Here is a 26,218-nt window from a genome sequence, read left to right as displayed (position 1 = left end):
TTCGGACGCATCATGAAGGCCCTCCTCGCCGGTGGTGGCACCGCCGGACACACATCCCCCCTGCTCGCCACGGCTGATGCCCTGCGCCGTCTGGACCCCAGCGTGGAGGTGACCTGCCTCGGTACGCCTCGCGGCCTGGAGAACCAAGTCGTTCCCGCCGCCGGCTACCCCCTCGAGCTGATCCCCCCGGTCCCGATGCCGCGCCAGCTCAGCAGCGACCTGCTGAAGGTGCCGGTCAACCTGAAGGGCGCGGTCGACGCGACCTACGAGGTGCTCGACCGAATCCGGCCAGACGTGGTCGTCGGCTACGGCGGGTACGTCTCGATGCCGGCCTACCTCGCCGCGAAGCGGCGCCACATCCCGATCGTCGTGCACGAGGGCAACGCCATGCCGGGCCTCGCCAACAAGGCGGGCGCCCGGGTTGCCGACCGCGTCGCGGTGAGCTTCCCGGACACCAAGCTGCCCAAGGCCGAATACATCGGGCTACCGATCCGCCGGATGATCTCGACGATGGACCGCTGGGCGCTGCGCGCCGAGGCACGCAGCTTCTTCGGGCTCGACCAGCACCGCCCCACGATCGTGGTCACCGGTGGCTCCCAGGGAGCCCGGACGATCAACGAGGCGGTCTCCGGCGCCTACCCGGCCCTGGCCAGCAACGGGATCCAGGTGCTCCACGTGATCGGCCCGAAGAACGAGCTGGCCTCGCCCGGCCCCGGCTACCACGTGCTCAACTACGTCGACCGGATGGACCTCGCGCTGGCCGCCGCCGACCTGATGATCTGCCGCTCCGGCGCCAACTCGGTGATCGAGGCGAGCGCCGTCGGGGTCCCGGCCGTCTACGTACCTCTCCCGATCGGCAACGGCGAGCAGGCCCTCAACGCCCGCGCCGTCGTCGACGCCGGTGGCGCCGTGCTCGTCTCCGACGCCGACATGAGCGCCGCCTGGGTCACCAGTCACGTACCTCCGATCGTCACCGACCGCGCCCGCCTCGAGGCGATGTCGAAGGCGGCCAGCGACCTGGTGCCGCGCGACGCGGACGAGCGGCTGGCACGGATCGTCCTGGAGACCGCACAGCGTGGAGGTTCCCGATGAGAGTTCCCGTTCCTGAGCACATCCTGCCCGCCGAGCAGCTGGGCAGGGTCCACTTCATCGGCATCGGTGGGGCGGGCCTGTCCGCGATCGCCCGGGTCATGCTGGCCCGCGGGATCGAGGTCTCCGGCAGCGACGGCGCCGACTCGTCGATGGTCGCGGCGCTGCGCGAGGAGGGCGCGACCGTCTACGTCGGCCACGCGGCCGAGCAGGTCGAGGGCGTCGACACGCTGATCGTCTCGACCGCGATCCGCGAGGACAACCCCGAGTACGTCGCGGCCGTCGAGAAGGGGCTGCGGATCTACCCGCGCTCGGCCGGTCTGGCCTCGGTGATGGAGGGCCGCCGCGTCCTCGCCGTCGCCGGCACCCACGGCAAGACCACCACCACCTCGCTGCTGACCGTCTCCCTGCAGGCCGCGGGCGCCGCGCCGACCTACACCGTCGGTGGCGAGCTGGCCGCCTCGGGCACCAACGCCGCCGAGGGTTCGGGCGACCTGTTCGTCGCCGAGGCGGACGAGTCCGACGGCGCCTTCCTGGTCTACAAGCCGTACGCCGCGGTCGTCACCAACGTCGAGGCCGACCACCTCGATCAGTGGGGGACCGAGGAGGCCTACCGCGAGGGTTTCGCCCAGTTCGTGGGGCGGTTGGCTCCCGACGGGTTCCTGGTCGCGGTCATCGACGACCCCGGCGCCGCCGACCTGCGTCACGTCGCCCATTCGCTCGGCCGCCGCTTCATCGGCGTCGGCGAGTCGGAGCTGGCCGACGTACGCGCCGTCGACATCGTCCTGGAGGGCACCACCTCCTCCTTCACCGTCGTCGACGGCCTCGACGAGCTGGGCCGGATCACGCTGCAGATCCCCGGGCGCCACTACGTCGCCGACGCGTTGGCCGCGCTCACCGTCGGCCTGCGTCTCGGTCACTCCTTCGACCTTCTCAAGGCGGGGCTGGAGTCCTTCACCGGCACCCGGCGGCGGATGGAGCGCAAGGGAGAGGCCGAAGGCGTACGCGTCTACGACTCCTACGCCCACCACCCCTCCGAGATCGCCGGCGACCTCGTCTCCGGCCGGTCCGTGGCCGGGCAGGGGCGGCTCATCGTCGCGTTCCAGCCGCACATGGTCTCCCGCACCCGGATCTTCGGCGAGGAAATGGGCCGCGTGCTCGGCGCCGCCGACGAAGTGGTCGTCCTCGACGTCTATCTCGCCCGCGAGGACTACGACCCCGAGGTCACCGGCAAGCTCGTCGCCGACGCGGTGCCGCTGCCGCCCGACCGGGTCGTCAGCGTCGCCGGGCTCGAGGAGGCCGCCGCCGAGCTGGCCCGCCGCGCCCGACCGGGTGACCTCGTTCTGACGCTCGGGGCAGGTACCGTGACCGAGGTGGGCCCGATGGTGCTCGCCAGGCTACGTACGGCAGGGCAGTAACGCTGGGGGAGGCGAGCATGGGGGACAAGGGGTCCGACGCCGAGATCGCCGAGGCCTTGGAGATCGCCCGATCGGCGTCCGGGGAGCGCGAGATCGACCTCGCCTCGGAGGAGGCCAAGGCCGAGGCTGAGCCGAGCACCGAACCGGAGCCGGAGGAGTCTGAGGACGAGCGTGCCGCGGTCGACCCGGCGACCCTGAAGAGCCGCAAGGCCTTCGCCCGCCGCCAGTGGCGCCGCCGCTGGCTGGCGTGGCGCTATCTGATCGTCGGCACCCTGGTCATCGCGCTCCTGCTCGGTGGGATCTGGGCGGTCTACTTCTCCACCTGGCTGCAGGTCAAGGGCACCTCGGTGCACGGCACGATGAAGATGACCAGCGCGAAGCAGGTCGTCGAGTTCGCGGCCGTCCCGGTCGGCGAGCCGCTGGCCACCGCCGACCTCGAGGCCGTGCAGGTGCGGGTGCTCAACGGGCTGCCGATGGTGCGCTCGGTCAACGTCTCGCGGGAGTGGCCCGACAAGATCCGGGTCGACGTCACCGAACGTACGCCGGTGGCCGTCGTATCGATCGGCGGCCGGCTCCGTGCACTCGACGAGACCGGCACCGTCTTCTGGGACTACAAGAAGGCGCCGCGAGGTCTGCCGATGGTGAACACCGTGACCGGCACCAACTCCGACGCCCTCCGTGAGGCCGCCGCGGTGGCCTCCGCCCTCCCGGCAGACCTGGCCAAGACGGTCGACCACGTCGAGGTGACCACCGTCGACTCGATCTCCCTCGAGCTGCGCAACGACAAGCGGGTCGTGTGGGGGAGCAGCGCCCAGTCCGACACCAAGGCCGACGTGCTGGTCGCGCTGATGAAGGCCGAGCCCGACGTGGCCCGCTACGACGTCTCCGTGCCCGGCCAGCCGGTCACCAGCAAGAGCGTCGACTGATCCGGCGTAGGGATCTTCCCTACCGGACGGCAACGGATGGGCACAACTGATCCGCGTCCGCGTGTCGCGCCAGTTTGAGGACGTACGTCTGCCTACTGTTCTGAGAACGGCGAGGTTGACATAACTATAACCCTCAGGTTGAGGGTAAGGGTTGAGAAGCCCGCCGTAAGTACCAACCAGCGATCGAAGGGGCGACCACCGTGGGAGCTGCACAGAACTATCTGGCGATCATCAAGGTCGTCGGCATCGGTGGCGGCGGCGTCAACGCTGTCAACCGGATGATCGAGGTCGGCCTCAAGGGGGTCGAGTTCATCGCCATCAACACCGACGCCCAGGCGCTGCTGATGAGCGACGCCGACGTCAAGCTCGACATCGGTCGCGAGCTGACCCGCGGTCTCGGTGCCGGCGCCAACCCGAGCGTGGGGGAGAGCGCCGCCGAGGACCACGCCGACGAGATCGAAGAGGTCATCAAGGGCGCCGACATGGTCTTCGTGACCGCCGGCGAGGGTGGCGGCACCGGCACCGGTGGCGCCCCGGTCGTGGCCCGCATCGCCCGCTCCCTCGGCGCCCTGACCATCGGTGTGGTGACCCGCCCGTTCGCCTTCGAGGGCCGCCGTCGTGCCAACTCCGCCGAGGAGGGGATCAGCAAGCTCCGCGAGGAGGTCGACACCCTCATCGTCATCCCCAACGACCGGCTGCTGTCGATCTCGGACCGCAACGTCTCGGTGATGGACGCCTTCCGCCAGGCCGACCAGGTGCTGCTGCAGGGTGTCTCCGGCATCACCGACCTGATCACCACGCCCGGCCTGATCAACCTCGACTTCGCCGACGTCAAGTCGGTCATGTCCAACGCCGGCTCGGCGCTGATGGGCATCGGCTCCGCGCGCGGTGACAACCGCAGCGTCGAGGCCGCCGAGATGGCCGTCTCCTCGCCGCTGCTGGAGGCATCGATCGACGGCGCCCACGGAGTCCTGCTCTCGATCGCGGGCGGCTCCGACCTCGGCCTCTTCGAGATCAACGAGGCCGCCGCGCTGGTCGCCGACGCGGTCCACCAGGAGGCCAACATCATCTTCGGCGCGACCATCGACGACGCGCTCGGCGACGAGGTCCGGGTCACGGTGATCGCCGCCGGCTTCGACGGCGGCATGCCCAAGCGCCGTGAGGGCCAGTCGGCGCTCGGCAGCGTGCAGGGCCGCTCCACCGGCTCCCAGTCGGCCAACAACGGCGAGACCGCCGCGGTGGCCACCGCGGTCGCGACCCGCCGCGAGGAGGCCGAGGAGACCCCGGAGCCCGCTCCCGCCAAGCCTGCCAAGCCGGCTCCGGCCACGCCTCCGCCCGCGGCTCCGCCGGCCGAGCCCGCTCCGGTCGCCAAGAAGCCCGCTCCGAGCGTCCAGTACAGCGATGACGAGCTCGACGTTCCCGATTTCTTGAAGTAGGTCCCGCGCTTGTATTCGTTCCGAGCCTCAGCAGGCCTCGTCGACCTGGCATTCACCGACAGGTACGGCGGGGTCAGTCTCGCTCCGTACGCCGAGCTCAACCTGGCGGTCAACGGCTCGGACTCGCCGGAGGCGAAGGCCGAGAACCATCGGCTGCTGCTGGCCGACTTCGCCGGCGGCGCGCCCTACGCCGACCTCTACCAGGTCCACGGCAACACGGTCGTCGACGCGGAGTGCGGCACCCGCCCCGAGGCGGACGGGATCGTCACCACCGAGCGTGACCTGGTGCTGCTGGTCCGCACCGCCGACTGCGTACCCGTGTTGTTCGCGGACGAGGCGGCCGGGGTCATCGGCGCAGCGCACGCCGGACGCAAGGGGATGGCGGCCGGGGTCGTGCCCGAGACCATCGCCCGGATGCGCGCGCTCGGCGCGACCCGGATCAGCGCCTGGGTGGGGCCGCACGTGTGCGGCAAGTGCTACGAGGTACCTGCCGAGATGCAGGAGGAGATCGCCGCGGTCGAGCCGGCCGCGCGCGCCACCACGAGCTGGGGCACCCCGAGCCTCGACGTCGGCGCCGGAGTGCTCGCCCAGCTGGCCCGCGAGGGCGTCGAGACCGTCGACGCCGGCCGCTGCACGCGCGAGTCCGACGACCTCTACTCCTACCGCCGCGACGGCGCCGGCATGTCGCTGGGCGCCCTGATCCGGCTGCGAGGTGCCTGATGGCGACCGATCGCGCCGATGAGATCGCCGCGAGGCTCGCCGAGACCCGCGAGCGGATCGCGGCGGCCGCCAAGGCCGCCGGTCGGCCCGCTGACGACGTCCACCTGGTCGTGGTCACCAAGTTCTTCCCCGCCTCCGACGTACGCATACTGGCCGGCCTCGGTGTCACCGACGTCGGCGAGAACCGCCACCAGGAGGCGGCGGCCAAGGCGGCCGAGTGCGCCGACCTCGGTCTGCGCTGGCACTACATCGGCGGGCTCCAGTCCAACAAGGCGGCCGCCGTGGCCGGCTACGCCGACGTGGTCGAGTCCGTCGACCGGCCGTCGCTGCTGCCCCGGCTCAGCCGTGGCGCGGGCGAGCGCGGCCAGATCCTCGACGTGCTCCTGCAAGTGTCCCTCGACCCGCCCGGACGCGAGGGTCGTGCCGGGGCGGATCCCGGTGACGTACGCGACCTCGCTGCTGAGGTCGAGACGACCGACGGGCTCCGGCTGCGGGGCCTGATGGCGGTAGCGCCTCTCGGTGAGGAACCGGAGCCGGCATTCGTCCGGCTCGCGCGGATCCGGGAGGACTTCCTGGTCGAATATCCCGAGGCGACGGTGCTGTCGGCGGGGATGAGCGGCGACCTGGAGCAGGCGATTGCCCATGGCGCGACACACGTACGTGTCGGGTCTGCGGTCCTCGGAGAGAGGCCAACTGTCAAGTAATGTCTCGGACAGCAATACTTTGGGGAAGGTGGGAACATGAGCGGCGCGATGCGCAGGTTCGGTGAATACCTCGGCCTGCTCGAGGACACCGGTTACGACGACGATGTCTACGAGGGCGACGACGACGAGACCCGCTCCCACGAAGCCGTCAAGGCGCCGGTGCGGTCCAAGCAGTCCCGCCCGGCTCCGGTGGCTGACCTTTCCGAGCGGCGACGAGCAACGGTGGTGCCCGCGGTGACCGAGCTTTCCAAGATCATCACGCTGACCCCGACGTCCTACAACGAAGCGCGTCAGATCGGCGAGAACTACCGCGACGGCACGCCGGTGATCATGAACCTCACCGAGATGAGCGATCCGGACGCAAAACGGCTCGTCGACTTTGCGGCCGGCTTGATCTTTGCTACCTATGGGAACATCGAGAGGGTCACCAACAAGGTGTTTCTTATCTCACCTGCGAACGTTTCGGTCACGGCTGAGGCCAAGCAGAGGATCGTTGAGGGCGGCTTCTTCAACCAGAGCTGAGGCCTTCGACACCTGCTCGTAGGTGGCTGGATGCGGTCCGCATCTGGCATGTCTACGGACAGGCGCTAGAGTTTCGACAGCATTACCTGATGCCGCCCCCCGGCGGTGCAGTCCGTACGTCTGAGTCAACCGAGTAATGAATGGGTGAGGTCATGCCGCTGACGCCAGAGGACGTGAGCAACAAGCGCTTTACTCCCGTCCGGCTCCGCGAGGGCTACGACATGGGCGAGGTGGACCAGTTCCTCGACGAGGTCGAGGCCGAACTGGCACGTCTCACCCGGGAGAACGACGACCTTCGCGGGAAGTTGGCATCTGCGCAGTCGGGTGGGGGTCCGTCCTTCCCGATGGCTCCCGAGCCGCCTGCTCCTGAGCCGATGCCTGCTCCTGAGCCGGTCTCGCACCAGATGCCGATGTATCAGGAGGCACCGCAGACCGGCGGCATCGAGACGATCCGGGTCGAGACCGTGCCGGAGGCGTCCAACGCCGCCGCGCGCCTGCTCGAGCTGGCCACGCGCAACCACGACGCGCTCATCGACACCGCCAAGAACGACGCCGACAAGATCGTCGGCGAGGCGCGGACCAAGGCCGAGCGCCTCGAGGCCGAGTCGAAGTCGAAGGCCGACCGCATGGAGGCCGACGCGCGCACCCGTGCGCAGATGCTCGACAGCGAGACCGCCGAGCGTCGCCAGCAGCTCTTCGGCGAGCTCGAGCGCGAGAAGGACAACCTGACCACCGAGGTCGACACCCTGCGCAACTTCGAGCGTGAGTACCGCTCCCGCTTGAAGAGCTACTTCACGCAGCAGCTCGACGCGCTCAACAACTCGGCTGAGTCACAGGCGCCCGTGATGGCCGCCGCCGTCAACGAGTCGGGCCCGGCGCCCAAGCGTCTGCGCTCCATCCTGGGGGAGGACGAGGGCTGAGGTCCTCGTAGTCAGGCTTCCATCGGCCGGTCCCGCTTCGCGGGGCCGGCCGATGCGTACGTCCGCTGCGTTCCTTCCGGCGCCCCGCCGGCTGCGACAGGAACGCGTTGTAGCAGGTGAGGCGGGTCCTGTAAGTCGATTTCGGAGTTTTTCCACGCTGCGGACCAATATGCGTGGAGTTTCGGTGTGTTAGTTGAGTGGAGCCGAATCCCGGGCTACATTCCGGGCACGCACTCCGCACCGACTCGGCGGCGCGAAGTGACGGCAGGAGAAAGGGGACTCCATGTCTGTACCGATGAGGTGTCGCGCCAGCGCGGCAGTCGGGTGCGTCCATGTGGCGACGCCCGAGCTTTCTGGGAATACCAGCTCCTACGTCACGGCTTCCACGTCGGTGGCCGCGGCGAGCGCCTAAGCCAAACCTGACCACCGTGCGGCCCGGGGGGGCCGTGTCTCACACCAGAAAGCGAGTGCCGTGCCTAAGAAAGCAACCAAGACCGTCGTCTCTCCTGACCAGCTGAAGGTCAAGGACGGCGAGGACCCGTGGACGAAGGATGAGCTCAATGAGGTCATCGACGAGCTTCACGAGATGAGGGCTCACAGCCTCGAGGTGCTCACCGCTCTCGAAGCCGAGCTCTCCGGCCTGATGAAGGACTCCGGCGACGGCGCCGGCCAGGACCAGGCCGACATGGGCGCGACCAGCTTCGAGCGTGACCACGAGCTGACCGTGGTCAACAGCGAGAAGGACAAGCTGGCCCAGATCGAGCGTGTCCTGGGATACCTCGAGGACGGTTCGTACGGCATCTGTGAGTCGTGTGGGGAGCCGATCGGCAAGATGCGGCTCATGGCGTTCCCGCGTGCCACACTGTGCATGACATGCAAGCAGCGCGAGGAGCGTCGCTGAGCGACGCACATACCGGTCCTGAGTCCGACGTGCGCCCTGTTCGGTGGGCCGAGTTCGCGACCGTCGCAGTGTTTCTGCTGGTCATCGACCAGATCACGAAGCTCTGGGCGGTCGCGACGCTCGTTCCCGGGCAGCCGCAGGAGCTGATCGGCTCGGTGCTCCAGCTCAACATCATCCGCAACCCGGGCGCGGCCTTCTCGACCGGGACCGGCTACACCTGGGTGTTCACGACGCTCTCGATCGCGGCCACGATCGGTGTGCTCTGGTTCGCGCGCCGGGTGCGCCACCGGGGCTGGGCCATCGCGCTCGGCATCCTGGTAGCCGGCATCAGCGGCAACCTGGTCGACCGGCTGATGCGTGAGCCGGGCTTCTACGTCGGGCACGTGGTCGACTTCCTGCAGCTGCCCAACTGGCCGATCTTCAACGTCGCCGACATGTGCATCAACGTCGCCGCGGTGCTGATCGTGATCTTCTCGTTCAAGGGGATCGGGCTGGACGGGTCGATCGACGGCGGTGCCGCGGACACGTCCGATGACACCTCGGACGAGCCCGAGGGCGAGAAGAAGTGAACTTCGGTCACGCCGACCAGCGCACGCTGCACGTCCCGGACGGTCTGGAGGGGGAGCGGGTCGATGCCGCCATGGCGCGGCTGTTCGGCCTCTCCCGCACCCGCGCGGCGGAGCTGATCGCCGAAGGGTTGGTGACCGTCGACGGCTCGGTCGTGGCCAAGAGCGACCGGGTCAGTGCCGGGTCGATGCTCGACGCGACGATCCCGTCGCAGGCAGACCCTCTGGAGATCAAGCCCGAGATCGTCGAGGGCATCAAGATCATCTACGACGACGACGCCTTCGTGGTGATCGACAAGCCCGTCGGCGTGGCAGTCCACCCTTCGCCGGGCTGGCAGGGGAAGACCGTCGTCGGTCACCTCGTCGCGGCCGGTTTCCGGATCTCCACCTCGGGGGCCAAGGAGCGCGAGGGCATCGTCCAGCGCCTCGACGTCGGCACCTCGGGCGTGATGGTGATCGCCAAGTCCGAGCACGCCTACTCCGTCCTCAAGAACGCGTTCCGGCAGCGTACGGTCGACAAGACCTACCACGCGCTGGTCCAGGGCCACCCCGACCCGCTCGAGGGCACGATCGACGCGCCGATCGGGCGCAACCCGAAGTACGACTACAAGTTCGCGGTCCGCGCGGACGGGCGTCACTCGGTGACCCACTACGAGACGCTCGAGGCGCACCGGTTCGCCTCGCTGCTCCAGATCCACCTCGAGACCGGGCGCACCCACCAGATCCGCGTCCACATGTCGGCGCTGAAGCACCCCTGCGTCGGCGACCTCACCTACGGTGCCGACCCGGCTCTGGCGCGGCGCGTCGGGGTCGAGCGGCAGTGGCTGCACGCGGTGAAGCTCGGCTTCGAGCACCCGGAGACCGGTGAGTACGTCACCTTCGAGTCGACCTACCCCGACGACCTCCAGCACGCGCTCGATGTCATCCGCGACTCCCACTGAGGCGGTGCTCCGTCCGGCGGAGTCCGAGGACATCGCCGAGATCGTCCGCGCCTACGTCGAGGCCCGTGCCGCCGCGCCCATGCCGGCGCCGATCTACCCCGAGTCGGACATCCGGGAGTGGCTCGCGGTCAAGGTCCTGGCGCCCCAGAAGGGGTCGCAGGTCTGGGTCGCGGAGGTCGACGGCGTCGTCTCGGCCTTCGTCGCCTTCACCCCGACCTGGCTCGACGACCTCTTCGTCCACCCCCGCGCCCAAGGCACCGGCCTCGGCACCATGCTGCTCGACCTGGTGAAGTCGCTGACCCCCGACGGCTTCGGCCTGTGGGTCTTCGAGATGAACACCCCGGCGCGAGCCTTCTACGCCCGACACGGACTGCGCGAGGTCGAGCGCACCGACGGCTCCGCCAACCAGGAGAAGACCCCCGACGTACGGATGGCCTGGCCCTAACCCGCCGAGAAGTCGCTTCCGTCGGTCGAGATGGCACGCCGATGCCTACTCGGCCGACGTACCTGACGCCTCGGCCTGCAGATGTGACATCTCGGCGGCGATGAGGGCGATCTCGCGCGGGCCGACGCGGCAGCAGCCGCCGACGTACGCAGCCCCGGATCGCGCCCAGGACAGGGCCTCTCCGGGCCGGAAGTGAGGGGTGCCGGTCCAGGCGCCGTCGGCGTAGGTTTCGCCCGTGTTGGGGTAGACGACGGCGGGCTCGCCGGTGGCGGTGGCGAGCTGGACGGCGGCGGGTACGTCGGCCGGGTCGCAGCAGTTGACGCCGACGGCGACCACGGAGCGGATGCCGGCGGCCAGTGCGAGCGCGTCGGCCAGGGGCTGGTCGGCGCGGGTGCGGGTGCCGGCGCAGGAATAGGAGAACCACACCGGGAGACCGATGTCGTCGAGGAGGTCGACGAGCACCTCGGCCTCCTCGATGTCGGGGATGGTCTCGACCGCGATGAGGTCGGGGTCCTCGGTCTCGAGCAGGGCCAGCCGGGGCGCGTGGAAGTCACGCAGCACGGCCGCCGAGACGCCGTAGCGGCCGCGGTACTCGGACCCGTCGGCCAGGTAGGCGCCATAGGGCCCGACCGAGGCGGCGACCAGGCGTCCGGGAGCCTCCTCGGCGACCTCGCGCGCGACCCGGACGCTGCGGCGCAGCAGCTCGGTGGCGTACGTCTGGGTCATCCCGGCCTCCACGAAACCGGGCACGCTGGCCTGGTAGCTGGCGGTGGTGGCGACGTCGGCGCCGGCGGCGAAGTAGGCGCGGTGGACCGCGGCGATCTCCGCGGGGGACTCGTCCAGCAGCCGGGCCGTCCACAGCGCCCCGGAGACATCGTGACCGCGTGCTTCCAGCGCGTTGGACAGGCCGCCATCGAGGATCGTCACCACAACTCAAGACTGTACGGCCAGCCGCCCGAAAAACTGTCGGTGGCGCCAGATAGTCTGTAGTCCTTCCCCCAGGTCGTCCGTTTGAGCACGGGCTCCTGCGCCCGCTCCATCCGTTCGACCTCGAGGAGGGCTCCACGCCAATGGCGGCCGGCTCCAAGGACTCTTTCGTCCACCTGCACGTCCACACCGAATACTCGATGCTGGATGGTGCCTCGCTCCTCGATGGTCTCTTCAAGCGGACCAGCGAGCTCGAGATGCCGGCGATCGCGATGACCGACCACGGCAACATGCACGGGGCCTACGACTTCTGGAAGAAGGCGAAGGCCCACGACGTCAAGCCGATCATCGGCATCGAGGCCTACATCACGCCGAACACTCCGCGAGGCGAGCGCAAGCGGGTGCGGTGGGGCAAGGGCGACCAGGCGCAGGAGGGCGGCGACGACGTCTCGGGTGGTGGCGCGTACACCCACATGACGATGTGGGCCGAGTCCACCGAGGGGATGCACAACCTCTTCCGGCTCTCGAGCCGCTCCAGCCTGGAGGGCTACTACTTCAAGCCCCGAATGGACAAGGAGATCCTCGCCGAGCACTCCAAGGGGATCATCGTCTCCACCGGCTGCCCCTCGGGCGCGATCCAGACCCGGCTGCGGCTGGGTCAGTGGGACGAGGCGCTCAAGGAGGCCGGCGAGCTGCAGGACATCTTCGGGAAGGACAACGTCTTCCTCGAGCTGATGGACCACGGCATCTCCATCGAGAAGCGGGTCCGCGACGACCTGCTCAAGCTCGGCAAGGCGATGAACATCCGCCCGGTCGCGACCAACGACTCCCACTACAACAACCCCGAGGACGCCGCCGCTCACGAGGCGCTGCTGTGCGTCCAGTCGGGCAGCCGGATGACCGAGCCGCCCTACTCCAAGGGCGGCAAGCGGTTCGCGTTCGAGGGCACCGGCTACTACATCAAGACCGCCGCCGAGATGCGCGAGCTGTGGGGCCAGCAGGACCTGATCGAGGCCTGCGACAACACCCTGCTGATCGCCGAGCGCTGCGATGTCCAGTTCACCGAGTCGACCGGTGGCTACATGGCGCTGGCCGACATCCCCGAGGGCGAGACCGAGGAGTCGTGGCTGCGCAAGGAGACCTGGCGCGGCATCGAGCTGCGCTACCCGGGCGAGAAGACGACCCAGGAGGTCCGCGACCGCGTCGAGTTCGAGATCGACGTCATCCTGCAGAAGGGCTACCCGGGCTACTTCCTGGTGGTCGCCGACTTCATCCAGTGGTCCAAGGACAACGGCATCCGGATCGGACCGGGCCGTGGTTCCGGTGCCGGCTCGATCGTGGCGTACGCGCTGCGGATCACCGATCTCGACCCGCTCGAGCACGGCCTCTTCTTCGAGCGGTTCCTCAACCCCGAGCGCCCCTCGATGCCCGACTTCGACATCGACTTCGACGACCACCGCCGCGGCGAGACGATCAAGTACGTCACGGAGAAGTACGGCGCGGAGAAGGTCGCCCAGATCGCCACCTTCGGCCGGATCAAGGCCAAGCAGGCGATCAAGGACGCCGCCCGCATCCTCGACCACGGCTTCGCGATCGGCGATCGGATCACCAAGGCGCTGCCGCCCGACGTGATGGGCAAGGGCGTCCCGCTCAAGGAGCTGTTCAACCCCGACCACAAGCGCTACGGCGAGGGCGGCGACTTCCGGGCCCTGCACGACACCGACCCCGACGTCCGCAAGATCTACGAGACCGCGCTCGGCCTCGAGGGCCAGATCCGGCAGACCGGCATCCACGCCGCGGGCGTGATCATGGCCTCCGAGCCGATCATCGACATCGTCCCGCTGATGGAGCCCAAGCAGGACGGCCAGGTCGTCACGCAGTTCGAGTATCCGACCTGCGAGGCGCTCGGCCTGGTCAAGATGGACTTCCTGGGCCTCTCCAACCTCCACACCCTCGAGGACGCGCTCGGCAACATCCGCGCCAACCGCGGCATCGACCTGGTGCTCGAGGACGTCCCCTTCGACGACAAGCCCACCTACGAGCTGATGCAGCGCGGCGACACGCTCGGCGTCTTCCAGCTCGATGGTGGTGGCATGCGCGCGCTGCTGCGCTCGATGCTTCCCGACCGGTTCGCCGACATCACCGCGGTCTCCGCGCTCTACCGGCCGGGCCCGATGGGCGCCGACTCCCACAACAAGTACGCCCACCGCAAGAACGGCCGCGAGCCGATCGTGCCGATCCACCCCGAGCTCGAGAAGCCGCTCGAGGAGGTGCTGGGGGAGACCTACGGCCTGATCGTCTATCAGGAGCAGGTGATGTCGATCGCCCAGGTCCTGGCGGGGTTCTCGCTCGGACAGGCCGACAACCTGCGCCGCGCGATGGGCAAGAAGAAGAAGGCCGAGCTCGACAAGCAGTACGCCGGCTTCCAGGCCGGCATGCTCGAGCGCGGCTACTCCCAGAAGGCGATCGACACGATCTGGGAGATCCTGCTGCCGTTCTCCGACTACGCCTTCAACAAGTCGCACTCGGCGGCCTACGGCGTGGTCACCTACTGGACCGCCTACCTCAAGGCCAACTACCCGACCGAATACATGGCTGCGCTCTTGACCTCGGTCAAGAACGACAAGGACAAGATGGCGATCTACCTCAACGAGTGTCGCCGGATGAAGATCGCGGTGCTGCCGCCCGACGTCAACGAGTCGGCCCACGACTTCACCGCGGTCGGCAGCGACATCCGCTTCGGCCTCACCGCGGTCCGCAACGTCGGCGCCCAGGTGGTCGACGGCATCGTCGAGGCCCGCACGTCCAAGGGCCGGTTCGAGGACTTCAACGACTATCTCTCCAAGGTGCCCGAGCGGGCCTGCAACAAGCGCGTGATCGAGTCGCTGATCAAGGCCGGTGCCTTCGACGACATGAAGCACCGCCGCCGCGCGCTGGTCGCGATCCACGAGACCGCCGTGGACCAGTACATCGACATCAAGCGCAACGAGGCGATCGGCCAGGACTCGCTCTTCGGCGGCCTCGACGAGGACGGCGGCGACGGCTTCGGCGTCTCGGTGGCCATCCCCGACATGGACGAGTGGGACAAGATGACCCTGCTCGGCCATGAGCGGGAGATGCTGGGCCTCTACGTCTCCGACCACCCGCTGATGGGCTTGGAGCACGTCCTCGCCAACGGCACCGACTGCACCATCGGTCAGCTGATGACCGACGAGACGCGGCCCCACAACACCACCGTCACGGTCTCCGGGCTGGTCACCAACGTCAACCGGCGGATCACCAAGAAGGGCGACGCCTGGGCGACGGTGACCCTGGAGGACCTCGAGGGTTCGGTCGAGGTGCTGCTCTTCCCGTCGTCCTACCAGCTGGCCGCCCCGCATCTGGTCGAGGACTCGATCATCCGGGTCAAGGGCCAGCTCTCCCGCGACAAGGACCAGCCCGAGCTGCGTGGCCAGGAGGTCACCGTCCCCGACCTGACCGGCGGCCCGGGTGCCGCCGGGGGACCGGTGGTGATCTCGCTGCCGTCGACGCGGTGCACGCCGCAGGTGATCGCGTCGCTGCGTGACGTACTGACCACCTATCCCGGAGTAGCCGAGGTCAGGCTACGGTTGATGACACGGGACGCGACCCGGGTCATGAAGCTCGATGACCGGCTGCGGGTGGCACCGACTCCCGAGCTGTTCGCCGACCTCAAACAACTCCTCGGACCAGGATGCCTGACAATCTGATCGTGCCGCCGCCGCCCAGTCTCTACGCGACCGGCCACCGCTCCGCCCGCCCCGACCTGTCCCGCCCGGTGCTGGTCCAGGTGGCCATCATCGTGGCCGCCTTCATCGTCGGCGGCCTGGTGGCCGGGCTCGCGGCGGCGACGTTGTGGACCCCGCCGACCGGGATGGTGCTCGAGGACAAGTGGTACCGCGGGCTCATCTCGATCGACCCGCCCGCCATCGGGCAGAACATCGATCAGGGCGTCTTCGCCGCGACCGCCTGGTTCTCGGTCTGTGCGATCGTGCTCGGCCTGCTGGTCGGCATCGCGGCCGCGGTCTGGCTCAACCGCTCCGAGCTGGTCACCTTGGGCGCGCTGATCGTCGGCGGTTCGATCGGTGGCGGCCTGATGCTGCTGGTCACGTCGCTGCTCTCGCCCGAGGACCCCCATGGTCTCGCCAAGGGTGCCGCCGACGGCACCGTGCTCGAGGACAGCTTCCAGCTGGCCTCGCCGTGGCTGATCCTGCTCGTCCCGGGCTCGGCGATGCTGGCGCTGATGGTCATCTTCCTGATGTGGGCGCCGCACCCTCCCGCGGATCACGAGCTCGACGTGCAGCAGGCCGCGACCGAAAGGTAAATTCGGCGGACAGCCGCCGTCGGGCGGCGTAGATTCAACAGGTTGGACGGTTGGCACAATGCCGACCGACAGAACCTGAAAGTCACTGATGTCAGAGAACACGCCTGGTCGGAACCCGTCCGGACCGGAGGCGACAGAGATCCTCGATCTCGGCGGGGATCGTGCCGGAAAGAGCAGGAAGCCGCTGATCATCGGAGCGGCAGCCGTCGTCGGCGTCGCTGCGGTGGCGACCGCCGGCACCCTCACCGCGGTCGCACTGAGCAACGCCGGTGGCTCCCCGGCAGAGGCGTTCCCCGCCTCGACCGTGGCCTACGCCGAGATCGACCTGACCGAGGCCAAGAACGCCCTGCCGACGCTGCGCAAGCTGCCTTCGCTCGAGAAGGAGCTCGGCCTCGACAAGGGCGAGGACCCGCGCGAGTCGCTGTTCACCAACGCCTGTGACGACCTCGACTTCGTTAAGGACGTCGAGCCGTGGATCGGCTACAAGGCAGCGGTCGGCGCAGTCCCGACTGACGCGGAGCCGGTGGTCGCGTTCGCACTCCAGGTCACCGACGAGTCCGACGCCGAGGCCGGCCTCCCCAAGCTCGTCGACTGCGGCGGCTCGGAGGCGGCCTGGTCGGTCGGCGACGGGTGGGCGCTCATCGCGGAGACCGACGACGACCTCGCCGCGATCGAGAAGGCGGTGGAGGCCGGCACCCTGGCCGAGGACGCCGGCTTCGAGAAGTGGACCGGTGACGTCGGCGGCACCGGGTTCATCACGGCGTACGCTGCCAAGGAGCTGCCGGACGCCATCGCCGACGCGGCCGAGAACGGCGCGTTCGACGAGGCCGAGGGTGAGCTCGCCGAGAACCCGATGGGTGGGATCGCGCCGTTGCCCGACCCGGCTGCCCTGGCCGACACGATTCGGTCGGCGATGAAGGACTTCGGCGGCGCGGCCTTCACCGTACGTGCCGAGGAGAACGCCTTCGAGCTCGAGGCCGCCTCGTCGATGGGCGCGCAGGCCGAGTCCATGGAGGCCGGCACCATCGCCGGCACGCTGCCGAAGGACACCACCGCGGTGATCGCGGCCAACCCGGCCGACGGCTGGCTCACGACCGGCCTGGCCGAGAGCGGCGCCGAGGACCAGTTCACGCAGATGCTCGGGATGGCGCCCGGTGATCTCGAGAAGCTCCTCGGTGACAGCTTCGCGATCGCCGCAGGCGAGATCGACCTGAGCGCTCCGGACTCCCTGGACATCGGGATCAAGCTCGACGGTGCCGACCCTGCCGACGTCGAGAAGTTCGTCGGCGACCTTACCGCGGGCTTCGGCGCCGACGGCATCGTCAGCGTCGACAGCGAGGGCGAGGTGACCTCCGTCGGGACCGGGGACTACAGCAAGGACCTGCTGGCCGACGGCGGCCTGGCAGAGACCGACAAGTTCAAGAACGCGGTCCCCAACGCCGAGGACTCCTCCGGCGTGGTCTACGTCGACTTCGACGGCCTCGACGAGCTGGTGACGGCCGAGGCTCCCGAGGTCGCCGACGACATCGAGGCGCTCGGCCAGCTCGGCTTCAGCGCCTACCTGGACGGCGACACCTCGCGAGCTCTGGCTCGCATCACCGTCGACTGATCTGCCGAACCGACTCGGCGCGAACTAACCCATCGCCGAGTCGGCTCGTCATGACGAGCCGACTCGGCGGGGTCATCTGGCAATGGGCGCTGCGATGGCTTCCGTGATCTTGATCAGGTCGGCGGGGGAGAGCTCGATGTCCAGGCCGCGGCGGCCGCCGGAGACGTAGATCGAGTCGTACGTCGTCGCGGACTCGTCCAGGACGGTCGGGTGAAGACGCTTCTGGCCGACGGGTGAGATCCCGCCCGCGACGTAGCCGGTCGCACGCTCGGCCGCGGTCACCTCGGCCATCTGCGCCTTCGAGCCACCCAGCGCGCGGGCGAGCGCCTTGAGGTCGAGCTGGCCGGTGACGGGGACGATGCCGACGACGAGCTTTCCGTCCAGGGAGGCCATCAGCGTCTTGAAGACCTGCTTCGGCTCGACGCCGAGGGCCTCGGCGGCCTCCAGTCCGTAGGACTCGGCGCGCGGATCGTGCTCGTAGGGGTGCAGGGTGTAGTCGATGCCGGCCTGGGTGAGGGCCACGGTCGCGGGGGTGCCTCCGCCGGCCCGCTTCCCAGCCTGTTTCCCGGTCTGTTTCTTCGGCATCAGTTGGGGGACCACTTCGTGCGGGCGACCTCGGTCGCGGGCAGCGAGGGGATGACGTTCATCGCCTTGAGCTCGGACCGGAGCAGGTCGGTGGCCATGCCGAGGCGTACGCCGGCATCGGGTGCCTCCAGGAGTGCCTGCCGGTCGGGCATGGGCAGGGGAGTGGTGGCCGAGATGGTCCAGGAGAGGAACTCCGGGTCCTTCGGGAGCGCGCCGGAGAACGGGTCATCGCGGAACTCCAACAGCGCGGCCCGGTAGGCGGTGAAGGTCGCTCGTGCGGTGTCGACGATCGTGCTCGGGACCGCGACGTGGTCCTCGGGGAGGTCCTCCACGTCGGCGACGGGGAAGTCGCCCGAGCTGACCAGGCTGTCCATCCGGATCCGGTCGACCGCGAGCACCTCGAGGTCGAAGGAACCGTCCTCGTGCCGCTCCACCTCGGTGATCAGCAGCTTCACCCCGACGCGGTAGAGCGACTGGGCGCCGGTCTCGCCGACCTCGTAGCCCTCGCGGATCGCGACCGAGCCGAAGTGGCGGTCCTCCTCTTCCTGGCGGAGCAGGTGGTGCACCATCGCGCGGTAGCGGTCTTCGAAGACGCGCAGCGGCAGCGTCACGCCCGGAAACAGGACCGCGTTGAGCGGAAACATCGGTAGTCGGTCGGTCACGGAAACCAACCTATGGGGGCCGCGGGCGCACGCGCCCGCGAACCCCCGTGTTCTGTTCGCTGTCGACCCGAGCCGTCAGTCGTCGTAGACCGCCCGGTCGATCTTGGTGTGGTAGCGCTGGCCGCCGGCAGCGCCGAGGACGGCCCCGACGAGCATCACGGCCAAGAGGGCGATACCGGTGATCACGGCGCCCCAGCTGAGCTGGTCGGTGCTCAGCCCCACGCTGGGCAGGTCGACCTGCCGCATGATGTCGTAGCTGGCGCCGAACAGCGTTCCGGCGACGGCCGCGATGATCATCGCCACGATCGCCACGATCCACACGCCCAGGCCCTGTCGGCGGGCGTCGAAGCGGGACATCCGGGCGGCGACGTACCCGCCGGCGTAGTAGCCGACGAACATCACCACGGCGAGCGTGATGGCCGCTGCGATACCGACCGAACCGGACATCTCCTGCAGGTCGGTCTGGGTCCAGTTCTGGTTGGTGCCGATCGCCGACGCGACGGCGCTGATGATGGCTCCGAGAAGGACGGTGACTCCGACTGCTACCAGCCAGCCGAAGAAGCAGGCGCCCCAGTTCATGCCTCCGTAGGTGTCGTGGAGGGCGGCACGTCGGCCCTCCTCGGCGTGGCGGTGGTGCTCGACGGCGTCTCCCGCGCGCAGGTGGCCGGCCTCGCCCTCGGCGCTGTGCGGGCGCTCCACGCGGTCGTCGTGGCCGACGACCGCCGGGCCACCGGGTTGGTAGTCGCGGGTCGAGGCGTGGTTCTCGTCGACGCCGGGCTGGTTCTCGTCTGCTTGCTGGTGTTGTCGGTGGAACGGTCGTGTCAGTGCCATGACGATCCTCCTTTGGTGGGTCAGATTTCCCGAGTACCCGGATCGGGGCGCCGTATGCGTCTCTCCACCGCGTGTCGCGCAGCGTCCACGTGGCGTCGGCAGATCGGTTCCGGAGGCCGCCCACTCGTAGACTTGAGGCATGATCCGCCGCATCGACCTGAGGGGTGCCGACAGAGGCGCCGCTTCGACCATCGACTACCGCGCCGCCGTTCCGCGTGCCGAGTTCGACATCGAGGCGGCCACTCATGCGGTGCAGCCGATCATCGACGCCGTCCGGGTGCGTGGCCAGGAGGCGATCGCCGAGTTCTCCGAGCAGTTCGACGGTGTACGCGTCGAGGACATCCGGGTGCCGGCCGCGGCGCTGACCAAGGCGCTCGACGAGCTCGACCCGGCGATCCGGGCCGGACTCGAGGAGTCGATCGCGCGGCTGCGTACGACCTGTGCCGCCGAGCTCGAGAAGGACGCGGTCACCGACCTGGCGCCCGGCGCTCGGGTGACGCACCGCAAGGTGCCGGTGGGGCGCGTGGGGCTCTATGTGCCCGGTGGTCTGGCTCCGCTGGTCTCCTCGGTCCTGATGAACGTCGTTCCGGCGCAGGTCGCCGGGGTGCCGTCGATCGCGCTGGCATCGCCGCCGCAGAAGGAGTTCGGTGGGCTGCCGCAGCCCACCATCCTGGCCGCGTGCGCGCTGCTGGGCGTCGACGAGGTCTACGCCGTCGGCGGTGCCCAGGCGATCGCGATGTTCGCCTACGGGGTCGAGCCGTGCGAGCGCGTCGACATGGTCACCGGCCCCGGCAACATCTACGTCGTCACCGCGAAGCGCCTGCTCAAGGGCCAGGTCGGGATCGACTCCGAGGCGGGCCCGACCGAGATCGCGATTCTCGCCGACGAGACCGCCGAGGCCGCCTACGTCGCCGCCGACCTGATCTCCCAGGCCGAGCACGACCCGCTGGCCGCATCGGTGCTGGTCACCGACTCCGAGACGCTCGCCGCCGACGTCGAGGCCGAGCTCGACAAGCAGGTCGCCGCGACCAAGCACGTCGAGAGGATCCGTACGTCGCTGACCGGCGCGCAGTCGGGGATCGTGCTCGTCGACGACATCGACCAGGGCGTCGACGTCGTGAACGCGTACGCCGCCGAGCACCTCGAGATCCACACCGCCGATGCCGCCCGGGTCGCCGGCCGGATCCGCAACGCCGGCGCGATCTTCGTCGGCTCCTACGCTCCGGTGTCGCTGGGCGACTACTGCGCCGGGTCCAACCACGTGCTGCCCACCGGCGGCTGCGCCTGCCACTCCTCGGGGCTCTCGGTGCGAGCGTTCACCAAGTCGATCCACGTCGTGGACTACTCCCGCGAGGGGCTGGCCGCGGTCAAGGACCACGTCGTCACGCTCGCCGAGGCCGAGGACCTGCCGGGTCACGGCGCGGCGGTGTCGGTGAGGTTCTCGTGATGAGCTGGCCGCCGATCCGTGCCGAGCTCGCCGGGATCGAGCCCTACGGCGCTCCGCAGCTGGACGTCCCGGTCCAGCTCAACGTCAACGAGAACCCCTACCAGCCCTCCGCCGAGACGGTCGCCGACATCGCGGCCAGCGTCGGCGAGGCGGCGCGCACGCTCAACCGCTACCCGGACCGCGAGTTCGTCGCGCTGCGGGAGGGACTGGCTGCGTACCTCTCCTCGGACGTGCAGGCGCAGATCACGCCTGAGCAGGTGTGGGCGGCCAACGGGTCCAACGAGGTGATGCTGCAGCTGCTGCAGGCCTTCGGAGGTCCGGGGCGCACCGCGATCAGCTTCGCGCCGACGTACTCGATGTATCCGGAGTACGCCCGCGACACCAACACCGAGTGGGTCGTCGGGCACCGGGAGAGCGACTTCGCGATCGATCTGGAGAAGGCACGGGCGCTGGTCGAGGAGACCCGGCCCCACGTCGTACTGCTGCCGAGCCCCAACAACCCCACCGGCACCGCGCTGCCGCCGGAGGCGGTCACCGTGCTGTGCGAGGCCGTCGGTGACGGCGGCATCGTCGTGGTCGACGAGGCCTACGGCGAGTTCCGGCGGACCGGGGTGCCCTCGGCGCTCGAGCTGCTCTCCGAGCACCGCAACCTGGTGGTCACCCGCACCATGTCGAAGGCGTTCGCCGGGGCGGGGCTGAGGCTCGGCTACCTGGCGGCCGACCCGGCGATCTGTGACGCGATCCGCGTCGTACGACTGCCCTACCACCTCTCCGCGGTGACCCAGGCGGCGGCGAGCGCGGCCCTGCGGCACGCGCCGGAGCTGCTGGGCTATGTGGCCTCGCTTCGTGAGGAGCGGGACTCGCTGGTGGAATGGCTGCGTGACCAGGGGCTCGAGGTCGCCGACTCGGATGCCAACTTCGTCCTCTTCGGGCGCTACGCCGACCGGCACGCGGTCTGGCAGGGGCTGCTCGACCGTGGAGTGCTGATCCGCGAGACCGGGCCCGACGGATGGCTGCGGGTCTCGGTCGGGACGCCCGACGAGATGACCGCTTTCAAGCAAGCTTTGACCGATGTGAACGGAGCACGCGCATGAGTTCGGCAAGGACTGCCCGCATCGAGCGGGAGACCTCGGAGTCGAAGGTCGTCGTCGAGGTCGACCTCGACGGCACCGGACGGGTCGACGTCTCGACCGGGGTCGGCTTCTACGACCACATGCTGACCGCCTTTGGACGGCACTCTCTCGTCGACCTGACCGTGCACTCCGAGGGCGACGTGCACATCGACGCCCACCACACCGTCGAGGACACCGCGATCGTCCTCGGCCAGGCGCTGCGCCAGGCGCTCGGTGACAAGAAGGGAATCCGCCGCTACGGCGACGCGACCGTCCCGCTCGACGAGGCGCTCGTACGCTGCGTCGTGGACGTCTCCGGCCGGCCCTACTCGGTCCACACCGGCGAGCCGGAGGGCCAGCAGTACGTGCTGCTCGGCGGCTCGGGTGTGCCCTATCTCGGCTCGCTGACCCAGCACATCTTCGACTCGATCGCCCACCACGCCCACCTGACGATGCACGTCAACGTGCTCGCCGGGCGCGAGCCGCACCACATCGTGGAGACGCAGTTCAAGGCGTTCGCACGGGCGTTCCGCGACGCGATCGCCTACGACCCGCGCGAGACCGGGATCCCGTCGACGAAGGGTGCACTGTGAGTCTGCCGTCGGTCGTGGTGCTCGACTACGGCTCCGGAAACGTACGCTCCGCCGTCCGTGCCGTCGAGCGCGCCGGTGCCCGGGTCGAGTTGACCAGTGACATGGACGCCGCGATGGCGGCCGACGGTCTGCTGGTGCCCGGTGTGGGTGCTTTCGAGGCCTGCATGAAGGGCCTGCGCGCGATCCGCGGCGAGCGGATCATCGCCCGGCGTCTCGCCGGCGGCCGTCCGGTCATGGGGATCTGCGTCGGCATGCAGATCCTCTTCGAGACCGGCATCGAGCACGGTGTCGAGACCGAGGGCTGCGGCGAGTGGCCCGGCGTCGTCGAGCGTCTCCAGGCGCCGATCGTGCCCCACATGGGCTGGAACACCGTGGACGCGCCCTCGGGGACCTCGCTGTTCGCCGGGGTCGAGAAGGAGCGGTTCTACTTCGTGCACTCCTATGGCGTACGCGACTGGACCCTGGTCACCAACGACCGCACCGTCGCGCCGCTGGTCACCTGGGCCGAGCACGGTGGCGACCGGTTCGTGGCCGCCGTCGAGAACGGCCCGCTGAGCGCCACCCAGTTCCACCCGGAGAAGTCGGGCGACGCCGGCGCCGCGGTCCTGCGCAACTGGGTCTCCTCCTTGAAGGCGGCGTAGGTGGCCCAGACCGGAGCCCGGGCGAAGGCCCGTGCCGAGCGCGAGCGGCAGGCTGCCAAGGCCGCCGAGGAGCGTGCCGCCCGGGCGGCCAGGTCGGCGGAACGCCGAGCTCGTCGGGAGCGTCTGACCGGATGGGTTCCGGCTCGCCGGTCCCGGCCGAACAGTGCGCTCGCGGAGCGCCGGCGGCGCAACGTACGGATCCTGATCGTCGTCCTGCTCCTCCTCATCGCGCTCGTCTACCTGGTCACCGAGGACGTCGGCACGACCGCCTTCGCGGCCGTCGCGTCGGTGCTGGTCGCGCCCGTGGTCTACACGATGCTGTTCCGCCGCTAGAGTGGCCTGATGGCCACGACGACCTGGACCGACGCCGATCCGGTGGGTTTCATCGAGGCCGTCGAGCCTCCGGGTCGTCGTCGGGACGCCGCCACGCTGCTGGCGCTGATGCGGCGCGCCACCGGGGTGGAGCCTCGGATGTTCGGGTCCGCGATCGTGGGTTTCGGCGAGTACCACTACAAGTACGCCAGCGGCACCGAGGGCGACGCCCCGGCCGCGGGCTTCTCGCCCCGCAAGGCCGCCTCGGTCGTCTACCTGAACGACGGCATCTCGGCCCACGAAGACCTCCTCGCCCGCCTCGGCCCACACACCCACGGCGTCGGCTGCCTCTATCTCAAGGACGTCGCAGCGGTCGATCTGAGCGTTCTCGAGGAGATCGTCCGACGCTCGTACGCCACCCTCACCAGCGGGACCTACGGCAAGCGCGCCGCGGAGGGATGAGCGTGTGATCGACGGCTCCGTCGGCGTCAACCGCGAGAGCGCCTGAGTGCGGTCGCCGCAGGTGCACAGCTGGGCGATCCCCGAGCGTGAGTACGCGCGCCAGGAGGCTCGCCGCGGCAGACGCCATGCGTACCAAAGCCTCGACCCGGCCAGGACCGCGCTGCTCGTCGTCGACCTCGTGCCGTTCTTCTACGAGGGGAACGCGACGTGCTTCGCGATCACCCCGAACGTGTGCCTGCTGGCCGGTGCCCTCCGCGGGGCCGGGGGCGTTGTCGCGTGGATCGTGCCGGGCGACCCCGGACCGACGGCCTGGGCGCAGGAGTTCCGCGGGGAAGAGGTGGCCGAGATGTTCCGGCGCAGCGGCGGGACCGGGCCGATCGAGGGTCGGCTCGGGCCGGGGCTGGAGGCGCGTGAGGGCGACATCCTCGTCGAGAAGACCGCGACCAGCGCGCTCTTCCCCGGCAGTTCGTCGCTGGACGACCAGCTCCGGGAGCGTGGCATCGAGACGGTCGTCGTCACCGGCACGCTCACCGAGGTCTGCGTCGCCGGTACGGCCCGCGACGCGGCAACGCTGGGATATCGCACCATCCTGGTCGCCGACGCCACGGCGGGTCGTGACGACGAGTCCCACAACGCGACGCTGACGACCATCTATCGCACCTTCGGCGACGTACGCAGCACCGATGACGTTCTCGAACTCGTCGCCGCAGGCGTACTGTCGTGACATGACCGACTACGAGGTCTCCAGGTCCGCGGTCCTTCCCGGCGACATCGGGCGCGTGCACGCGCTGCTCGACGACTTCCACCAGTGGCCGTCGTGGTCGCCGTGGGAGGAGCTCGACCCGGACATGTCGCGCACCTACTCGGGTGCCGAGTCCGGGGTCGGCGCGCGTTATGCCTGGTCGGGCAACAAGCGCGCAGGGGCCGGGGCGATGGAGATCACCGAGTCGAGGCCTGAGCACATCGAGGTCGCGCTGGAGTTCCAGAAGCCGTTCAAGAGCCGGAGCACGGTGACCTTCGACCTCGCCACCGTCGCCGGCGGCACACAGCTGAGGTGGACGCACACCGGGTCGGTGAGCGGTGTGATGGGGCTGATGACCAAGTTCTACTCGATGGAGAAGGCGATCGCGCCCGACATGGAGAAGGGGCTGGCCAAGCTGGCGACCGTGGCCGCACGCCCGGCAGGCACGGACTGATTCGGTCGGCGGGGCTCCGAAACCCGATTGCGTACGTATCCCGGGGCGGCCTACGTTGCCGGTCATGACACCTCGGCGGTTCGGGATCTGCATCGATGCCAACGATCCGGAGAAGGTCGCGAGATTCTGGGCAGCGGTGCTGGGCCGCGAGACCGAGACGAGTGGCGACGAGATCCGGCTGCTGCCACGCGCGGAGGACGATCTTCGGATCCGGTTCCTGCCCACGGACGCGCCGAAGACTCTGGGGAACCCGCACCATCTCCACCTGACCAGCAGCCTGCCCGATGACCAGCAGCGGACCGTCGACCGGCTGATCGGCCTCGGCGCGTCCCATCTCGATGTGGGCCAGCGGCCGGACGAGGACCACATCGTGCTCGGCGACCCGGAGGGCAACGAGCTGTGCGTGATCCCGGCCGGCAACCGGTGGCTGAAGGGGACGGGATTCCTGGGCGAGGTGGCCGCGGACGGGTCGCGGGAGAACGGGATCTTCTGGAGTACGGCACTCGGCTGGCCGCTGGTCTGGGACCAGGACGGCGAGACCGCGGTCGCGACCCCGTCGGGCAGCGCCAAGGTCGCCTGGGGCGGGCCACCACCGGTGCCGCGGGGGCCGCGGGACCGGTTCCGCTTCGATCTGATCGCGCCCGAGGACACCGGTCCTGCCGGTGAGATCCGCCGCCTCGTCGGGCTCGGCGCCAGGCTGATCGCCGAGACCCACGGTGGCGGGAGATGGGCCACGATGAGGGACCCGGACGGCTACGAGTTCGAGGTGCTGGCGCCTCGCTGAGCCTGTTCCTCCGTCAAGGTATGCAGCCGCGAGCTCGCTTCCCGTGCGGAGTTCCGCGCGGGATGTGTTCCTCGGTCTGCATACCTTGACGGAGGAACCGTCTCGCAGCAGGACGGCGGGGCAGAGG

The 26,218-nt window shown here is 69.4% G+C and carries 28 protein-coding genes; 24 read left to right on the top strand and 4 right to left on the bottom strand.

Annotated elements, in window-relative coordinates; all coding sequences use genetic code 11:
• Window positions 1-12 precede the first annotated feature (12 nt).
• From murG to ACW14X_RS04395, 12 genes are all read left to right on the top strand, one after another.
• A complete protein-coding gene (gene murG / locus ACW14X_RS04450) occupies window positions 13-1,092 on the top strand; it encodes an undecaprenyldiphospho-muramoylpentapeptide beta-N-acetylglucosaminyltransferase (protein ID WP_457164852.1) in 1,080 nt (359 codons plus the stop codon).
• Entirely contained in the window at window positions 1,089-2,507 is a 1,419-nt protein-coding gene (gene murC / locus ACW14X_RS04445) for a UDP-N-acetylmuramate--L-alanine ligase (RefSeq protein ID WP_457164851.1), read from the top strand. Before murG ends, murC begins: the two co-directional genes overlap by 4 nt.
• 17 nt (window positions 2,508-2,524) lie before the next feature.
• Window positions 2,525-3,433, top strand: a complete 909-nt coding sequence (locus tag ACW14X_RS04440) for a cell division protein FtsQ/DivIB (RefSeq protein WP_457164850.1) — start codon at window positions 2,525-2,527, stop codon at window positions 3,431-3,433.
• A 200-nt stretch (window positions 3,434-3,633) separates the two neighbouring features.
• Window positions 3,634-4,869: a cell division protein FtsZ gene (gene ftsZ / locus ACW14X_RS04435; protein ID WP_457164849.1), complete on the top strand. Its 1,236-nt coding sequence runs from the start codon at window positions 3,634-3,636 to the stop codon at window positions 4,867-4,869.
• 9 nt (window positions 4,870-4,878) lie between these two features.
• Window positions 4,879-5,589: a peptidoglycan editing factor PgeF gene (gene pgeF, locus ACW14X_RS04430; RefSeq protein ID WP_160024324.1), complete on the top strand. Its 711-nt coding sequence runs from the start codon at window positions 4,879-4,881 to the stop codon at window positions 5,587-5,589.
• The gene (locus ACW14X_RS04425) at window positions 5,589-6,293 is read left to right on the top strand and encodes a YggS family pyridoxal phosphate-dependent enzyme (RefSeq protein WP_160024323.1); all 705 of its coding nucleotides are present in this window, start codon (window positions 5,589-5,591) and stop codon (window positions 6,291-6,293) included. Before pgeF ends, ACW14X_RS04425 begins: the two co-directional genes overlap by 1 nt.
• Window positions 6,294-6,329: 36 nt before the next feature.
• Window positions 6,330-6,815 (top strand): cell division protein SepF, encoded by a 486-nt coding sequence (locus tag ACW14X_RS04420; protein ID WP_160024322.1) that lies wholly within the window; start codon window positions 6,330-6,332, stop codon window positions 6,813-6,815.
• 152 nt (window positions 6,816-6,967) lie between these two features.
• Window positions 6,968-7,735 (top strand): DivIVA domain-containing protein, encoded by a 768-nt coding sequence (locus tag ACW14X_RS04415; RefSeq protein ID WP_229788310.1) that lies wholly within the window; start codon window positions 6,968-6,970, stop codon window positions 7,733-7,735.
• A 472-nt stretch (window positions 7,736-8,207) separates the two neighbouring features.
• Window positions 8,208-8,636, top strand: a complete 429-nt coding sequence (locus tag ACW14X_RS04410) for a TraR/DksA family transcriptional regulator (protein ID WP_160024321.1) — start codon at window positions 8,208-8,210, stop codon at window positions 8,634-8,636.
• Window positions 8,609-9,205 carry a signal peptidase II gene (gene lspA / locus ACW14X_RS04405; protein WP_350845505.1) on the top strand — a complete coding sequence of 199 codons (597 nt, stop codon included), beginning with the start codon at window positions 8,609-8,611 and terminating at the stop codon, window positions 9,203-9,205. The genes ACW14X_RS04410 and lspA overlap by 28 nt, the downstream gene beginning before the upstream one ends.
• Window positions 9,202-10,143: an RluA family pseudouridine synthase gene (locus tag ACW14X_RS04400; RefSeq protein ID WP_160024319.1), complete on the top strand. Its 942-nt coding sequence runs from the start codon at window positions 9,202-9,204 to the stop codon at window positions 10,141-10,143. The genes lspA and ACW14X_RS04400 overlap by 4 nt, the downstream gene beginning before the upstream one ends.
• Window positions 10,121-10,588: an N-acetyltransferase family protein gene (locus tag ACW14X_RS04395; RefSeq protein WP_457164848.1), complete on the top strand. Its 468-nt coding sequence runs from the start codon at window positions 10,121-10,123 to the stop codon at window positions 10,586-10,588. Before ACW14X_RS04400 ends, ACW14X_RS04395 begins: the two co-directional genes overlap by 23 nt.
• Before the next feature lie 45 nt (window positions 10,589-10,633).
• On the opposite strand, the gene mmuM is transcribed toward ACW14X_RS04395, so the two are convergent.
• Window positions 10,634-11,515, bottom strand: coding sequence for a homocysteine S-methyltransferase (gene mmuM / locus ACW14X_RS04390; protein ID WP_457164847.1), 882 nt, complete (start codon window positions 11,513-11,515; stop codon window positions 10,634-10,636).
• A gap of 143 nt (window positions 11,516-11,658) precedes the next feature.
• Between mmuM and dnaE the strand changes: the two genes are divergently transcribed.
• From dnaE to ACW14X_RS04375, 3 genes are all read left to right on the top strand, one after another.
• A complete protein-coding gene (gene dnaE / locus ACW14X_RS04385; RefSeq protein ID WP_350718960.1) occupies window positions 11,659-15,243 on the top strand; it encodes a DNA polymerase III subunit alpha in 3,585 nt (1,194 codons plus the stop codon).
• Window positions 15,228-15,857 carry a hypothetical protein gene (locus ACW14X_RS04380; protein ID WP_350841508.1) on the top strand — a complete coding sequence of 210 codons (630 nt, stop codon included), beginning with the start codon at window positions 15,228-15,230 and terminating at the stop codon, window positions 15,855-15,857. Before dnaE ends, ACW14X_RS04380 begins: the two co-directional genes overlap by 16 nt.
• A gap of 88 nt (window positions 15,858-15,945) precedes the next feature.
• On the top strand, window positions 15,946-17,466 hold the full coding sequence (locus ACW14X_RS04375; RefSeq protein ID WP_457164846.1) for a hypothetical protein: 1,521 nt from the start codon (window positions 15,946-15,948) through the stop codon (window positions 17,464-17,466).
• Window positions 17,467-17,538: 72 nt separating this feature from the next.
• Here the strand turns inward: ACW14X_RS04375 and ybaK are convergent, their stop codons facing one another.
• The 3 genes from ybaK to ACW14X_RS04360 all read right to left on the bottom strand — a co-directional run bounded on the left by ybaK (window position 17,539) and on the right by ACW14X_RS04360 (window position 19,544).
• Window positions 17,539-18,051, bottom strand: a complete 513-nt coding sequence (gene ybaK, locus ACW14X_RS04370; RefSeq protein ID WP_457164845.1) for a Cys-tRNA(Pro) deacylase — start codon at window positions 18,049-18,051, stop codon at window positions 17,539-17,541.
• The gene (locus ACW14X_RS04365) at window positions 18,051-18,713 is read right to left on the bottom strand and encodes an LON peptidase substrate-binding domain-containing protein (protein ID WP_160024311.1); all 663 of its coding nucleotides are present in this window, start codon (window positions 18,711-18,713) and stop codon (window positions 18,051-18,053) included. Before ACW14X_RS04365 ends, ybaK begins: the two co-directional genes overlap by 1 nt.
• A gap of 75 nt (window positions 18,714-18,788) precedes the next feature.
• Window positions 18,789-19,544: a hypothetical protein gene (locus ACW14X_RS04360; RefSeq protein WP_457164844.1), complete on the bottom strand. Its 756-nt coding sequence runs from the start codon at window positions 19,542-19,544 to the stop codon at window positions 18,789-18,791.
• Between the two features lie 139 nt (window positions 19,545-19,683).
• Here ACW14X_RS04360 and hisD point away from each other — a divergent pair, with 139 nt between their 5' ends.
• The 9 genes from hisD (at window position 19,684) to ACW14X_RS04315 (ending at window position 26,091) form a co-directional block, all read left to right on the top strand.
• Complete coding sequence (gene hisD / locus ACW14X_RS04355; RefSeq protein WP_350841512.1) at window positions 19,684-20,991, top strand: histidinol dehydrogenase; 1,308 nt, start codon at window positions 19,684-19,686, stop codon at window positions 20,989-20,991.
• Entirely contained in the window at window positions 20,991-22,085 is a 1,095-nt protein-coding gene (locus ACW14X_RS04350) for a histidinol-phosphate transaminase (protein WP_457164843.1), read from the top strand. The genes hisD and ACW14X_RS04350 overlap by 1 nt, the downstream gene beginning before the upstream one ends.
• Window positions 22,082-22,696: an imidazoleglycerol-phosphate dehydratase HisB gene (gene hisB, locus ACW14X_RS04345; protein WP_160024307.1), complete on the top strand. Its 615-nt coding sequence runs from the start codon at window positions 22,082-22,084 to the stop codon at window positions 22,694-22,696. Before ACW14X_RS04350 ends, hisB begins: the two co-directional genes overlap by 4 nt.
• Window positions 22,693-23,337 carry an imidazole glycerol phosphate synthase subunit HisH gene (gene hisH / locus ACW14X_RS04340; RefSeq protein WP_457164842.1) on the top strand — a complete coding sequence of 215 codons (645 nt, stop codon included), beginning with the start codon at window positions 22,693-22,695 and terminating at the stop codon, window positions 23,335-23,337. Before hisB ends, hisH begins: the two co-directional genes overlap by 4 nt.
• Window positions 23,338-23,670, top strand: a complete 333-nt coding sequence (locus tag ACW14X_RS04335; RefSeq protein WP_457164841.1) for a hypothetical protein — start codon at window positions 23,338-23,340, stop codon at window positions 23,668-23,670.
• Window positions 23,671-23,679: 9 nt separating this feature from the next.
• Window positions 23,680-24,111 carry a DUF1801 domain-containing protein gene (locus ACW14X_RS04330; protein WP_457164840.1) on the top strand — a complete coding sequence of 144 codons (432 nt, stop codon included), beginning with the start codon at window positions 23,680-23,682 and terminating at the stop codon, window positions 24,109-24,111.
• Between the two features lie 46 nt (window positions 24,112-24,157).
• Window positions 24,158-24,835 carry an isochorismatase family protein gene (locus ACW14X_RS04325; RefSeq protein ID WP_457164839.1) on the top strand — a complete coding sequence of 226 codons (678 nt, stop codon included), beginning with the start codon at window positions 24,158-24,160 and terminating at the stop codon, window positions 24,833-24,835.
• Window position 24,836: 1 nt separating this feature from the next.
• Complete coding sequence (locus ACW14X_RS04320; protein ID WP_457164838.1) at window positions 24,837-25,307, top strand: SRPBCC family protein; 471 nt, start codon at window positions 24,837-24,839, stop codon at window positions 25,305-25,307.
• Window positions 25,308-25,371: 64 nt separating this feature from the next.
• Window positions 25,372-26,091 (top strand): VOC family protein, encoded by a 720-nt coding sequence (locus ACW14X_RS04315; RefSeq protein WP_457164837.1) that lies wholly within the window; start codon window positions 25,372-25,374, stop codon window positions 26,089-26,091.
• The last annotated feature ends 127 nt before the right edge of the window (window positions 26,092-26,218 follow it).

This window comes from Nocardioides sp. YJ-D4, assembly GCF_054031495.1.
The sequence above is the reverse complement of the archived record's forward strand: the minus strand, read 5'-3'. Positions and strand labels throughout refer to the sequence as shown.